The sequence below is a fragment of the Streptomyces cinereoruber genome (assembly GCF_009299385.1).
Classification (GTDB): domain Bacteria; phylum Actinomycetota; class Actinomycetes; order Streptomycetales; family Streptomycetaceae; genus Streptomyces; species Streptomyces bikiniensis.
Genome location: NZ_CP023693.1, coordinates 4,368,050 through 4,381,068 on the forward strand (window position 1 = coordinate 4,368,050; position 13,019 = coordinate 4,381,068).

Annotated in this window: 11 protein-coding genes and 4 pseudogenes; 7 read left to right on the plus strand and 8 right to left on the minus strand. The window is 73.4% G+C overall.

All coding sequences use genetic code 11. The features are described from left to right. Positions 1 to 12: 12 nt before the first annotated feature. Positions 13 to 132 (minus strand): recombinase family protein, encoded by a 120-nt coding sequence (locus CP977_RS35230; RefSeq protein ID WP_279605591.1) that lies wholly within the window; start codon positions 130 to 132, stop codon positions 13 to 15. On the opposite strand from CP977_RS35230, the pseudogene CP977_RS19695 reads away from it, so the two are divergent. Continuing rightward, a pseudogene (locus CP977_RS19695) lies at positions 101 to 619 on the plus strand (aldo/keto reductase); the annotation flags it as partial. The gene CP977_RS35230 and the pseudogene CP977_RS19695 overlap by 32 nt on opposite strands. A 23-nt stretch (positions 620 to 642) precedes the next feature. Here CP977_RS19695 and CP977_RS35525 read toward each other — a convergent pair. Further along, a pseudogene (locus CP977_RS35525) lies at positions 643 to 740 on the minus strand (transposase); the annotation flags it as partial. Between the two features lie 21 nt (positions 741 to 761). Beyond that, positions 762 to 917 (minus strand): annotated as a pseudogene (locus tag CP977_RS35530) (transposase); the annotation flags it as partial. A 104-nt stretch (positions 918 to 1,021) separates the two neighbouring features. Here CP977_RS35530 and CP977_RS19705 point away from each other — a divergent pair. Further along, complete coding sequence (locus CP977_RS19705; protein ID WP_229991412.1) at positions 1,022 to 2,281, plus strand: RNA-guided endonuclease InsQ/TnpB family protein; 1,260 nt, start codon at positions 1,022 to 1,024, stop codon at positions 2,279 to 2,281. Positions 2,282 to 2,315: 34 nt separating this feature from the next. Then, a pseudogene (locus CP977_RS19710) lies at positions 2,316 to 2,750 on the plus strand (aldo/keto reductase); the annotation flags it as partial. Between the two features lie 11 nt (positions 2,751 to 2,761). Here CP977_RS19710 and CP977_RS19715 read toward each other — a convergent pair. From CP977_RS19715 to CP977_RS19725, 3 genes are all read right to left on the minus strand, one after another. Then, positions 2,762 to 3,454, minus strand: a complete 693-nt coding sequence (locus CP977_RS19715) for a GDSL-type esterase/lipase family protein (RefSeq protein ID WP_062756941.1) — start codon at positions 3,452 to 3,454, stop codon at positions 2,762 to 2,764. A 75-nt stretch (positions 3,455 to 3,529) separates the two neighbouring features. Beyond that, positions 3,530 to 4,225, minus strand: a complete 696-nt coding sequence (locus CP977_RS19720; RefSeq protein WP_062753081.1) for a class I SAM-dependent methyltransferase — start codon at positions 4,223 to 4,225, stop codon at positions 3,530 to 3,532. 120 nt (positions 4,226 to 4,345) lie between these two features. After that, positions 4,346 to 5,194 (minus strand): alpha/beta fold hydrolase, encoded by an 849-nt coding sequence (locus CP977_RS19725; RefSeq protein WP_062756940.1) that lies wholly within the window; start codon positions 5,192 to 5,194, stop codon positions 4,346 to 4,348. Between the two features lie 69 nt (positions 5,195 to 5,263). Here CP977_RS19725 and CP977_RS19730 point away from each other — a divergent pair, with 69 nt between their 5' ends. After that, the gene (locus CP977_RS19730) at positions 5,264 to 6,262 is read left to right on the plus strand and encodes a WD40 repeat domain-containing protein (RefSeq protein ID WP_152370575.1); all 999 of its coding nucleotides are present in this window, start codon (positions 5,264 to 5,266) and stop codon (positions 6,260 to 6,262) included. Here CP977_RS19730 and CP977_RS19735 read toward each other — a convergent pair. Then, positions 6,249 to 7,019, minus strand: coding sequence for a TetR/AcrR family transcriptional regulator (locus CP977_RS19735; RefSeq protein ID WP_062753077.1), 771 nt, complete (start codon positions 7,017 to 7,019; stop codon positions 6,249 to 6,251). The genes CP977_RS19730 and CP977_RS19735 overlap by 14 nt on opposite strands. A gap of 125 nt (positions 7,020 to 7,144) precedes the next feature. Here CP977_RS19735 and CP977_RS19740 point away from each other — a divergent pair, with 125 nt between their 5' ends. Further along, positions 7,145 to 8,164 (plus strand): ATP-binding cassette domain-containing protein, encoded by a 1,020-nt coding sequence (locus CP977_RS19740; protein ID WP_152371602.1) that lies wholly within the window; start codon positions 7,145 to 7,147, stop codon positions 8,162 to 8,164. After that, a complete protein-coding gene (locus CP977_RS19745; RefSeq protein WP_062753075.1) occupies positions 8,161 to 8,979 on the plus strand; it encodes an ABC transporter permease in 819 nt (272 codons plus the stop codon). The genes CP977_RS19740 and CP977_RS19745 overlap by 4 nt, the downstream gene beginning before the upstream one ends. A 65-nt stretch (positions 8,980 to 9,044) precedes the next feature. Here the strand turns inward: CP977_RS19745 and serC are convergent, their stop codons facing one another. Beyond that, positions 9,045 to 10,163: a phosphoserine transaminase gene (serC, locus tag CP977_RS19750; RefSeq protein WP_062753073.1), complete on the minus strand. Its 1,119-nt coding sequence runs from the start codon at positions 10,161 to 10,163 to the stop codon at positions 9,045 to 9,047. Positions 10,164 to 10,214: 51 nt separating this feature from the next. Between serC and CP977_RS19755 the strand changes: the two genes are divergently transcribed. After that, complete coding sequence (locus tag CP977_RS19755; protein ID WP_152370576.1) at positions 10,215 to 13,010, plus strand: FAD-binding and (Fe-S)-binding domain-containing protein; 2,796 nt, start codon at positions 10,215 to 10,217, stop codon at positions 13,008 to 13,010. Positions 13,011 to 13,019 lie beyond the last annotated feature (9 nt).

Sequence of the window (13,019 nt, forward strand, 5' to 3'; positions counted from 1 at the left end):
GCTGGCAGTGTCCTAGAAGATGCGGGCGCACCTCACAGCCGTCAGCGCGTCGCACTGAAGCTGCGTTTCCTGGTCGTCGGTGGAGACGCGGGCGTAGCCGATGAGCTGGCCGGTGATCGTGTTCGCCGTCATGGCACGGACCGTCAAGGGGCGGACGGAGGAGATCGTCAGCTCCTGGTTCGCCAAGGGCGGCGGTCGGCGGGACCGTACCGTCATCGCCACCAAGGTGTACGGGAACATGGGCGCCGACGGGGAGGCCTGGCCCAACCACGACAAGCTCTCGGCGGTCAACATCCGGCGGGCCGTGGAGGGCAGCCTCCGGCGGCTCGGGACCGACCACATCGACCTCTACCAGTTCCACCACGTCGACCGCGCCACTCCCTTCGAGGAGATCTGGCAGGCCGTCGACGTGCTCGTCCAGCAGGGGAAGATCCTGTACGCGGGGTCTTCCAACTTCCCCGGGTACAAGATCGCCCAGGCCAACGAGATCGCCGCGCGGCGCGGAAGCCTCGGGCTCGTGAGCGAGCAGTGCCTCTACCTCTGGTCCTTGCGCAGTGCTCCGTCCTTTGGGGCGGAGGTGAAGCGCGTCCCTGGCCCGGAGGCGCGAAGCGCCGGAGTTCGCTGCGCCTCCGTCTGTGAGGGTCAGACGGGACGCTTCTGGTTCTCGATGTACTGCTTGACCACGGTCAGCGGTGCGCCGCCGCAGGAGCCGGCGAAGTAGGAGCCTGACCAGAAGTGGCCGCCCCACAGGAACCGGCGGAGCATACCTCCCGCATGATCTCTTCGCATCGCGTCAACATGGCGTCCGTCATGGCCTTGCGCCGGTACTTAGTGACGAAAACCAAGTGAACGTGCAGGTTGTAGACGACGTGACGGCCGGTGCGTACGTCGGGGTTAGGATTCCACCTCGGTGACATGGACCAAATGACAGAGTGATCGCATGACTTCGTAACCCGGCACAGAGAAGCGGCAGTTCGGGCACCGTGCCCGTCTGGCGCTGTCGCCTGCCGAGTTCCAGGGCATGGACGATCAGGCGCACGCGGCCCGCACCATGTGGAACTGCCTGCACTCCTGGTGGCAGATGATGCCGAAGGACAAGCGGTCCCTGGCCGCCGCTGACGCGGCGATCCGGCAGGCCCGCAAAGACCTCGACTACCTCGGGAAGCTGCCCGCGCAAGCAGCGCAGGCCGTCCTCAAGACGTACTTCCAGGCGTGGAAGAACTGCTGGGGCGGGCGCGCCGACGCCCCGAACTTCAAGGGCCGGTTCCGGTCGGTGATGTCCGTGGATATCCCGCAGGGCCGCGACCTCCAGATCAAGCGCGTCCACCGCCGATGGGGCATGGTCAACATCCCCAAGGTCGGCCGGGTCCGCTTCCGCTGGACCAAGGACCTGCCCGTCGGCAAGACGGCGAACACCGACCATCGGATCACTGGAGCCCGCCTCGTCAAGGACGGCCTGGGCTGGCACATCGCCTTCCGGATCACCACCCTGGAGCGCACCCCCCAGCCCCACCCGGGGCCGGAAGTCGGCATCGACATGGGCGTCAGCATCCCCCTCGCCCTGTCCGACGGCAACCACCACGACCACGGCCGGCCGCCCCGCCTGTCTGACGGCACCTCCGACCGCGACAAGTGGCTCAGCCCCGACGAGAAGGCCAAGCTTCTCCGCCTGGAACAGCGCGCCGCGTACCGCAAGACCTTCCGCAAGCCGAAGGAGAAGACCTCTCGACGCCTGCACCGCACCTACGACCAGATCCGGGCCCTGCGCGCCAAAGCCACGCGCCGCAGCATCGACTGGCAGCACAAGACCACCACGGCTCTCGCCGAGCAGTACGGCGTGATCGTGGTGGAAGACCTGCACATCACGAACATGGCCAAGACCCCGGCCCCCAAGCCCGACCCCGAGAACAACGGCGCATACCTGCGCAACGGGGCCAAAGCCAAAGCCGGTCTCAACCGCTCCAGCCTCCAGGAGGCATGGGGCCGCACCGTGACCATGCTGACGTACAAGACCGCCCGCCAGGGCGGCACCCTGGTCAAGGTCCCCGCGCCCTACACCTCCCAGCGCTGCTCCGCGTGCGGCTTCCTCACGCCCGGCAGCCGGGAGACGCAGGCCCTGTTCGTGTGCAAGAACCCCGACTGCGGATGGACCGGCAACGCCGACCACAACGGAGCCCGGAACGTCTTGCACCTGTACCGGATCGGCCACGTGGCGATCCCGGCTGCCGGGAGGGCAGTCGTCAGGCGCACTCGCGGCGTCAAGCCTGTCACCGCAAGGTAGACGGGAATCTCCTTCCTGAGCTTGCGAAGGGAGGAGAGCACTTCAAAACCTCTTCGAGCGGCGCGCCGAGATGGAGGTCATCCCGGCCGCGCGGGAGTACGGGCTCGGGGTCATCCCCTGGTCCCCGCTGCACGGCGGGCTCCTCGGCGGGGTCCTGAAGAAGGAGGCCGAGGGCAAGCGGCGCACGGAGGGGCGCGCGGCGGCCACGCTCGCCGACCCGGCCGCGCGGGCGCAGCTCCAGGCGTACGAGGACCTGCTCGACAAGCACGGGCTCCAGCCCGGCGAGACCGCCCTGGCGTGGCTGCTCACCCGGCCCGGTGTGACGGGGCCGATCGTGGGGCCCCGGACCCCGGAGCAGCTGGCCGGCGCGCTGAGGGCCCTGGAGGTCGAGCTGAGCGAGGAGCTGCTGGCCGCGCTCGACGAGATCTTCCCCGGGCCCGGACCTTCGCCGGAGGCCTTCGCCTGGTGACGGCCCGGCCGTCAGGGGCCGGGCGCGTACGGGCCGCCCAGCCCCCACGCCTGGTGCATCGCGTCCGCGAAGGCCGCCGCCAGTTTGTGTTCGCCGGTGGGGCCCGGGTGGGTGCCGTCGTAGGTGTCGGCGGGGAGGGCGTACGACTCCGGGATCGTCCCCAGGAGCAGCGGGGAGGCGGGTGAGTCCAGATCGGCGACGGCCTTCGCGAGGAGGTCGTTGAAGCGGGCGCACTCGGCGGCGAAGGGGGCGTCGTAGGTGGCGCGGACGTTCGGGATGACCGGGAGGAGGACCGCCCGGACGCGCGGGTTCGCGGCGCGGGCGGCCCCGACGAAGGCCCGGACGTTCTCGTCCGTCTGGTCGCTGTTCGTGTAGAAGCCCAGGTCGATCAGGCCGAGGGAGACGAGCAGCACGTCCGCCCCGGTCGCCGCGACCGTCTCCCCGATCACCGGCGCCATGTGCAGCCAGCCCTCGCCCCAGCCGGCCAGGTGCCGGCGGGCGGGGGCGGGGAAGTCCGGGGCCGCGTACGCCTCGGTGGCGTGGGGGCCGTCCGGGTCCTCCGGGTCGTACAGGCCCGTGCGCGGGCCCACGATCTCGTACCCGCCCGGGAGCGTGGCCTCCAGGTGCTGCCACATCCGGTAGCGCCAGGTCCAGTCGCCGACGCGTCCGATGGTCATGCTGTCGCCGACGAACAGAAAACGCATGGTCACATCATCGCGGATCGGGTGGCGGGGCTCTTTGTGATCCGGGGCACCCCCTAGTGCCCGTCCGTCCGCGCGTCAGCGCAGGCGGCGGGCCCGCAGGACGACGTCGTCGGTGTGGTGGGCGCCCGCGCCGCCCTCGGGCACCACGCGGGGCCGCTCCTCGTCCACCTCGATCCGCCAGTCGTCGCCGAGGAGCGCGGCGACCATCGAGGGCCAGACGTAGTCGGCGGGGTCGAAGGCGTCGTCCTCCCGCTCGGCGTGGTGCTCGGGGCGGTGCTCGTCCATGCCCGCGTGGTGGACGAGCAGGAGGACGCCGCCGGGCGCGACGGCGTCGAGCAGGGCGCGCTCGGCCGCCGCGTCCGGCGTGCGGAGCAGCGCCGGGTACTGCGCGGAGACCAGGTCGAAGGAGCCGGGCGGGAGCGCCGCCTCGGCCAGTCCGGCGTGTACCCAGCGGACGTCGGCTCCGGCGTCCCGCGCGTGGGCGGCGGCCCGGGCGAGGGCCACCCCGGAGACCTCCAGGGCGGTGACGTCCCAGCCGGAGCGGGCGAGCCAGATGGCGTCCGCGCCCTCGCCGCAGCCGACGTCGAGCGCGCGACCGGGGGAGAGGTCGGCGACCTCGGCGACGAGCGCCCCGTTGGGCTGCCCGCTCCAGAGCTGCTGGTGCTCGGAGTAGCGGGTGTCCCACTCGTCGCGCACGGAGGGGTCGCCGACGTAGCCGTCGGTGAAGGTGGGAAGGGTGGGGAGGGCCTCTGCTGAGGTGTCGTCTGCCATGACCCCACCGTCGCGCAGCGCCTGCGCGTGGGGCCAGTCCTGTTGCGGAAACGGCAAAGGGGTGGGGCGGGGCGGGCGGTTGCGGCTCGGGGCCGACGGGGCCCCGAAGCCGGCCGGGTCTCAGGTCGTGAGGAAGGCGTCCACCGTCCTCGTGAAGTCCTCCGGGGCGTCGTGCCACGGGAAGTGGCCCGCGCCGGCCAGGACGGCGAGTTCCGCCTTCGGGAACAGCGCCGCGTACGCGGCGGCCGTCGGCGGCGGGGTGTTCACGTCCCCCTGGCCCGCCACCACCAGGACCGGGCGGTCGAACCCCGCGAGCACCGCGCGCGTGGCGGGCGGGTCGTAGGCGCCCTCGCCCCCGTAGGCTGCCGCGGCCTCGTCGTTGCGCTGCCGGTCGCTTTCGCCGTGGCGCTTCTGTGCCGCTTCGTCCCAGGCCCCGTGGAAGAACGGCGCGACCGCCCCGAACGCCTCCGCCGTGCCCCGCCCCGCCGTGACCTCCTCCAGGGCCGCGTACGCCGGGCCGAACCACGGCTCCCCGCTCCGCAGCCGGGCCGTCGTCAGCCGCTCCTCCGGGGGCGTGTCGAGCCCCACCGCCGCCGTGCCCGGCGTGACGAGCACCAGGCGGGCCACGCGGCCGGGGTGCCGGGTCACGTACAGCGCGGCCAGGTTGGCGCCCGCCGAGTGCCCGAGCAGGTCGACGGCGTCGAGGCCGAGGTGCTTCCGCAGCGCCTCCACGTCCTCCACCAGGCGGTCGCAGCGGTACGAGGCCGGGTCGGCCGGTACGGCGGACGCCCCCGTGCCCCGCAGGTCGAGGCGGATCAGGCGGCGGCGGGCCGCGAGGCCGCCGAGGTCGCCCAGGTAGGCGGAGTCCTGCATCGGGCCGCCGGGGAGGCAGAGCAGCGGGGCCCCGGATCCGGGGCCGGAGTCGTGGTACGCGAGTTCCGTGCCGTCAGGGGCGGTGAAGGTAGGCATGGGCGCGACCATGACAGCGGTACCGATCATGGTCAACCGGGTTGTCGCCGCCCGTGGCAGGCTTGGGGCATGCGATCTGCTCTGTGCGCCCTCGGTACGGCGGCGGCCCTGGTGCTGCTTCCGGCCGCTCACGCCCGTGCCGAAGGCCAGGAGCCCGACCGGGACTTCACGATCCGGGACGCCCGGATCACCGAGTCCAGCGGCCTCGCCGCGAGCCGCGCCCACCCGGGGATCTACTGGACGCACAACGACCAGGACGCGCCCCTGATCTACGGCGTCGACTCCCGTACGGGGGAGACGGTCGCGACCCTGACCATGCGGGGGGTCGGCACCCCCCGGGACATGGAGGCGATCTCCGTCGGCCCCGACGGGAGCATCTACGTCGGCGACATCGGCGACAACCTCGACGGCTCCTGGGACCACGTCTGGATCTACCGCTTCCCCGAGCCGAAGGTCCTCGAGGACCAGAACGTGGCGGCGGAGCAGTACGTCGTGAAGTACGCCGACGGCGCGCGCAACGCCGAGGCCCTGATGGTCCATCCGAAGACCGGCCGGGTGTACATCGCGAGCAAGAACGAGGACGGCGGCGGACTGTACGCGGGGCCCGAGCGGCTCTCCCGGTCCGGGACCAACGTCTTCCGGCGCGTGGGCGAGGTGCCGTGGGTGACCGACGGCGCCTTCTCGCCGGACGGCGAACGGCTCGTCCTGCGCGGCTACTTCAGCGCCCGTGAGTACGTCTGGAAGGGCGGGCGGATCGAGGGCGAGGGGACGTCCGCGGGGGCGCCCTTCCAGGGGCAGGCGGAGTCGGTGACGTACACGGCGGACGGCTCGGCCCTCATGTTCGGCTCGGAGGGGAAGGAGAGCCGGGTCCTGCGCGTGGACCCGCCGTCCGGCGGCGGCCGGGAGACGGAGGCCCCGGCCTCCCCCGGCGCCTCCGCGGCCCCGTCCCCGTCCGCGTCCGCCGTCCCGGGCCCCGGCGAGCAGGGGAACGTCACCGTCGGCTTCCTCGTCCTCGCCGGCGCCACGCTCCTGGTGGTGGCGGGCAAGCGGCTCGTCAGGCGCCGCTGACTCCCTTCTTCTCCTCGTCCACCGGCCCCTTCCGCCTCCGGTCCACCAGGGTCTCGAAGCCGTCCAGGAGCCGTTCGAGGCCGAAGGCGAAGTGGTCGGTCTCGCGGGAGAAGGTGTCGTCCGCGAGCGCGGCCATCAGCGGGTAGTCGCCCGAGAGCATCGCCCGTTCCAGATAGGGCCGTTGCGCCTCCCAGAACGCGTCGTCGCCGATCCCGGTCTCCCGCGCGGCCTCGGAGGCCTGGAGCTCCATGCGGGCGGTGCCCGCCGCGTACCCCTGCACGGTGATGATCACCGAGATGGTCTCGGGGTCGCTCAGCCCCATGCCGTGCGGGCCCTTGAGCCCCGCGAGGCACAGTTCCAGGCCGCGCAGGGCGCTCGGGCCGAGGACGGAGCGGGCCTGGTTGACCCGGAGCAGCCAGGGGTGGGCCCGGTAGAGGTCGAGGGTGGTGCGGGCCAGGGCCGTGACGGTGTCCCGCCAGTGGGTGGGGGGCGGCGGGTCGTCGGGCAGGGCCTCGCCCTGGACCCGGTCGTGCATCAGGTCCAGGAGTTCGGTCTTGCCGGGGACGTACCGGTAGAGCGACATCGTGCCCACGCCCAGTTCGTTCGCCACCCGCCGCATCGAGACGGCGTCGAGTCCCTCCGCGTCGGCGAGGCCGATCGCCGCCGTGACGATCCGGTCGACGGTGAGGCCGGGTTTGGGGCCGCGGCTGGGGCGGTCGCCCGTGCCCCAGAGGAGGTCGAGGCTGCTCTTGGTCATGCGGCCACTTTAAAACGCTCCGCTTTGAAACTGAGTACACCGTACTCGTAATGGAGTACGGTGTACTCGATTACGTGTTCCGAGAGACCGCACCGACCGGAGGCTCCGTGTCCCAGCACGCCGTCATGCCCGAACGCACCGGTACGCCCGCCCGCGTCCCCGAGTACGCCGTCCTCGCCGAAGGCCTGCGCAAGGAGTACCGGGGCAAGGACGGCACCACCCACGCCCTCGACGGCTTCGACCTCGCCGTCCGGCCCGGCACCGTCCACGGCCTCCTCGGTCCCAACGGCGCCGGCAAGACCACCGCCGTCCGCATCCTCGCCACCCTCCTGCGGGCCGACGGCGGACGCGCCGAGGTCGCCGGGACCGACGTCGCCCGCGACCCGCGCGCCGTCCGCGCCCGCATCGGGCTCGTCGGCCAGTACGCCGCCGTGGACGAAGGCCTGACCGGCCGCCAGAACCTGGAGGTCTTCGGCCGCCTCTTCCACCTCGGCGCCCGCCGCGCCCGCGACCGCGCCGCCGAACTCCTCGACCGCTTCTCCCTCGCCGAGGCCGCCGACAAGGGCGCCGGCCAGTACAGCGGGGGCATGCGCCGCCGGCTCGACCTCGCCGCCTCGATGATCCTCGCCCCCGCCGTCCTCTTCCTGGACGAGCCGACCACCGGCCTCGACCCGCGCGCCCGCGGCGAGGTCTGGGAGGCCGTCCGCACCCTCGTCGCGGGCGGTACGACCGTGCTGCTCACCACCCAGTACCTGGACGAGGCCGACCGGCTCGCCTCCCGGATCACCGTCGTGGACCGGGGCCGGGCCATCGCCGACGACAGTCCCGACGGCCTCAAGGACCTCGTCGGCGGCGACCGCGTCGAGGTCGTCGTCGCCGAGGCGGCCGACCTGCCCGCCGCCCGCGCCGTCCTCGCCCGGGTCGCGGGCGCCGAGCCCCGCACCGACGAGGCCGAGCGGCGCGTCCACGTCCCCGTCACCGACCGGGTCGCCGCCCTGACCGAGGTCGCGCGCACCCTTCAGGAGGAGCGGATCGCCGTCGAGGACCTGGCCCTGCGCCGCCCCGCCCTGGACGACGTCTTCCTCCGCCTGACGGGCCAGGGGACCGACCTCCAGGAGACCGCCCACCAGGAGGCCGCCGCATGAGCACCGCCCTCACGCCCGTGACCGGCAGTCGCGCCCACTGGGCCCTCGTCGACTGCCTCACCCTCGTCCGCCGCACCCTGCTCAACTACCGCCGCAACCCCGTCGCCATCCTCTGGCAGCTCGGCTTCCCCATCGTCTCCGTGCTGCTCTACGGGTTCGTCTTCGGCAGCGCGATGCGGGTGCCCGGCGGCGGCGACTACCGCGCGTTCCTGATGCCCGGCATGTTCACCATGGCCATGGCCTTCGGGCTCATGAACACCGCCGTGGCCGTCGTCACCGACAGCGGCAAGGGGGTCGTGGACCGCTTCCGGTCCATGCCGATGGCCCCCTCCGCCGTCGCCACCGGCCGCGCCCTCTCCGACCTCCTGATCGCCACCGCCGAACTCACCGTCCTGGCCGCCACCGCCCTCGCCATCGGCTGGACCTCGAACGGCGGCCCCGGCGCCACGCTCCTCGGCTTCGGGCTGATCCTGCTGCTGCGCTTCAGCCTGATCTGGGCGGGCGTGTGGTGCGGCCTCGTGCTGCCGAACGCGGAGGCGGCCGGCGCCCTCTACGCCGTGGTCTTCCCGCTCACGATGATCTCCAGCGTGTACGTGGCGCCGTCCCTGATGCCCTCCTGGCTCGCGCCCGTCGCCGCCTGGAACCCGATCTCGTCCACCGTGACGGCCACCCGCGAGCTCTTCGGCAACCCGGGCGCGGGCGGCGGCTCCTGGATCGAGCAGCACGCCGTCCTCATGGCCGTCGTCTGGCCGCTCGCCCTCGTGGCGCTCTTCCTGCCCCTCGCGGTCCGCCGCTACCAGGCCCTGAGCCGCTGACGTACACGCAGGAGGGCCCGGCGCCGCGTGTGCGGTGCCGGGCCCTTTCCCTCGGGGGAGAGGGGTTACAGCTTCTCGATCACGTAGTCCACGCAGGCCGTCAGGGCCCGCACGTCCGCCGGGTCGACCGCCGGGAACATCGCGATCCGCAGCTGGTTGCGGCCCAGCTTGCGGTACGGCTCGGTGTCCACGATCCCGTTGGCGCGCAGCACCTTCGCGACCGCCGCCGCGTCGATCTCGTCCGCGAAGTCGATCGTGCCGATGACCTGCGAGCGCTTCGCCGCGTCCGTCACGAACGGCGAGGCGTACTTGGACTCCTCGGCCCATGTGTACAGCGCGTCCGAGGACTCCTTCGTCCGGGCCACGGCCCAGTCCAGACCGCCCTGGCCGTTGATCCACTTCAGCTGCTCGTTGAGCAGGAAGAGGGTCGCGAGTGCCGGGGTGTTGTACGTCTGGTTCTTCAGCGAGTTGTCGATCGCGGTCGGCAGCGAGAAGAACTCGGGGACGTGCCGGCCGGAGGCGTGGATCCGCTGCGCGCGCTCCAGGGCGGCGGGCGAGAACGCCGCCAGCCACAGGCCGCCGTCGGCCGCGAAGGACTTCTGCGGGGCGAAGTAGTAGACGTCCGACTCGGTGATGTCGACGGGCAGGCCGCCCGCGCCGGAGGTCGCGTCCACCAGGACGAGCGCGCCCTCGTCGGCGCCCGCGACCCGCTCGATCGGGGCGGCGACACCGGTGGAGGTCTCGTTGTGGGTGTACGCGTAGACGTCGACGCCCGCCTCGGCCACCGGCTCCGGGTGGGTGCCCGGGTCGGAGGAGATCACGCTCGGGTCGGCCAGCCAGGGGGCCAGCTTGGCGGCCTTCGCGAACTTGGAGGAGAACTCGCCGAAGGTCAGGTGCTGGGACTTGTTCTCGATGAGTCCGTGGGTCGCGACGTCCCAGAAGGCGGTGGAGCCGCCGTTGCCCAGGATCACCTCGTAGCCCTCGGGCAGCGAGAAGAGGTCACGGATGCCGGTACGCACCTCGCCGACCAGGTTCTTGACCGGAGCCTGGCGGTGGGACGTGCCGAGGAGGGAGGTGCCGGTGGCGGCCAGGGCGTCCAGCGCCTCCGTACGCACCTTGGAGGGGCCCGCGCCGAAACGGCCGTCGGCGGGCTTGATGTCAGCGGGAATCTGGATATCAGCCACGAGGCGGAGGGTATCGGGTCGCGGAGGCGCCGGTCGCCGGATGTCCGCCCGATGAGACGAGGGACGCGAGATCCTGGACTTGTGGGAACACACCAGGAACACGCGTCCGAACTCGCCGCCGCCCTGCGCTCGGCCGTCGCGGGGGAGGTCGACTTCTCCGCCACGGCCAGGGCCCTGACCACCATGGACGCCTCCAACTACCGCCGCGTTCCGGCCGGTACGGTCGCCCCGCGCGACGCCGCCGACGTCGCGGCGGCCCTGGAGGTGTGCCGGGCGCACGGCACGCCCGTGGTCGCCCGGGGCGGCGGCACGTCCATCGGCGGGCAGGCCACGGGCACCGGCGTCGTGCTCGACCTCACACGGCACATGGGCGGGATCGTCTCCCTGGACCCCGAGGAGCGGACGGCGGTCGTCGGGCCGGGGCTCGTCCTCGACCGGCTGCGGGCGGCGGCCCGCCCGTACGGGCTGACCTTCGGCCCCGATCCGTCGACGCACAGCCGCTGCACGCTCGGCGGGATGATCGGCAACAACGCGTGCGGGGCGCACTCGGTCGCGTGGGGCACCACGGCGGACAACGTGCGCTCCCTCGATGTGGTGACCTACCGGGGCGCGGAGTTGACACTCGGGCGGGAGGGGCGGGGCGCGCCGCCCGGCCTGCGGGAGCTGGTGGGGAAGAACCTCGCCCTGCTGCGGACCGGCTACCCGGAGGGACTGCCGCGCCGGATCTCGGGGTACGCCCTCGACGCGCTGCTCCCGGAGCGGGGCGTGGACGTGGTCCGCTCCTTCTGCGGCAGCGAGGGCACGCTCGGGGTGATCACGGAGGCGACGGTACGGCTCGTTCCGCTGCCCGCCGAACCCGTACTGGTGGTGCTCGGGTACGCGGACGAGGGCGCGGCCGCGGACGCGGCGCCGGGGCTGCTCCCGTACGGGCCGTTGACGGTGGAGGGGATGGCGGCGGACCTCGTACCGGACGCCGTCGGGCTGCCCCGGGGCGGGGCGTGGCTGTTCGTCGAGGTGGACGGGCCGGACGCGGCCCGGCGGCTGGTCCGGGCGGCGGACGCCCTGGACGCGGCCGTCGTACGGGACCCGGCCGGGCAGCGGGCGCTGTGGCGGATCCGGGAGGACGCGGCGGGGACGGCGACCCGGGCGCTCGACGGGGGCGAGGCGTGGCCGGGCTGGGAGGACTGCGCGGTGCCGCCGGCGCGCCTCGGCGCGTACCTCCGTGAATTCCGCCCCCTCCTGGCCGAATTCGGCCTCCGGGGGATCCCGTACGGGCACTTCGGGGACGGCTGCGTCCACGTCCGGATCGACTTCGACCTGTGGACGGAGCAGGGGGTACGCCACTTCCGCCGCTTCTCGGAGGCGGTGGCGGACCTGGTGGTCGCCCACGGCGGCTCGCTCTCCGGCGAACACGGCGACGGGCGGGCGCGGGCCGAACTGCTGCCGAGGATGTACGGGGAGGAGCTGGTCGGGCTCTTCGGCGCGGTCAAGGACGTGTGGGACCCGGACGGGGGCCTGAACCCGGGGATGCTGGTCCGGCCGGGGCGGCTGGACGAGGGGCTGCGGTTCGAGGGGCTTTCGGGGACGGACCTCCCGCTCGTGGGAGTCGGGCGGGCGGCGGCCCGGTGCGTCGGGGTCGCCAAGTGCCGTGTGGAGGGGCCGAGTTCGGGGCCGGGCGTGATGTGTCCCTCGTACCGCGCGACCGGGGAGGAGCGGCACTCGACCCGGGGGCGGGCGCGGCTGCTGCACGAGATGGCGATCGGGGAGGTGATCACCGACGGCTGGCGCTCGGAGGAGGTCCGCGAGGCGCTGGACCTGTGCCTGTCCTGCAAGGGCTGCCGCAGCGACTGCCCGGTGGGCGTCGACATGGCCGCGTACAAGGCGCAGTTCCTGGACCGGCACTACGCGGGCCCGCTCGGCCTGCTGCGCCGACCGCGCTCGCACTGGACGATGGGGTGGCTGCCGCACTGGCTGGACGTGTTCGGGCGGGGCCTGAACGCGGCGATGCGGCTGCCGTTCGCGGCGCGGCTCGCGGGGGTGACGCCGGAGCGGGCGCTGCCGAGGGTGGCGGAGGCGTCGTTCACGTCCTGGTTCGCCGAGCGCGCCTCGGACCGCCCGCCGGCCCTGACCCTCTGGCCCGACACCTTCACCGACCACCTGTCCCCGGAGGTCGGCCGGGCGGCGGTCCGGGTCCTGGAGGACGCGGGGCTGGGCGTGCGGCTGCCGGAGGGGCGGGTGTGCTGCGGGCTCACGTACGTGTCGACGGGGCAGTTGGGGGCGGCGCGGAGGGTGATGCGGAGGACGCTGGACGTGGTGGACCCCTCGGACTCCTCAAGCGGGGGCCTCCCCGTCGTCGTCCTCGAACCCTCCTGCGCGGCGACCCTCCGCACCGACCTGCCCGAGCTGCTGCCGGACGACCCCCGGGCCGCCCGCCTCGCCACCTCCGTCCGCACCTTCGCCGAGGCCCTGGAGGAGCTGGCCCCCGACTGGGCCCCGCCCCGCCTCGACCGCCCGGTCACCGGCCAGACCCACTGCCACCAGCACGCCGTCCTGGGCGACGCCGCCGACCGGCGGCTGCGCGCCCGCGCGGGGCTCACCGGCGACCTGGCGGGCGGCTGCTGCGGCCTCGCGGGCAACTTCGGCTTCGAACCGGGCCACTACGAGGTCTCGGTCGCCTGCGCCGGGGACCAGCTCCTGCCGGCCCTGCGGGACGCGCCCCCGGAGGCCGCGGTCCTGGCGGACGGCTTCTCGTGCCGTACGCAGATCGCCGACCTGACGGACGGGCGGGGACGGCACGTGGCGGAGCTGCTCGCGGAGGGGCTGGAGGAGGAGGCGGCGGCGCGGTGAGGGGGAGCG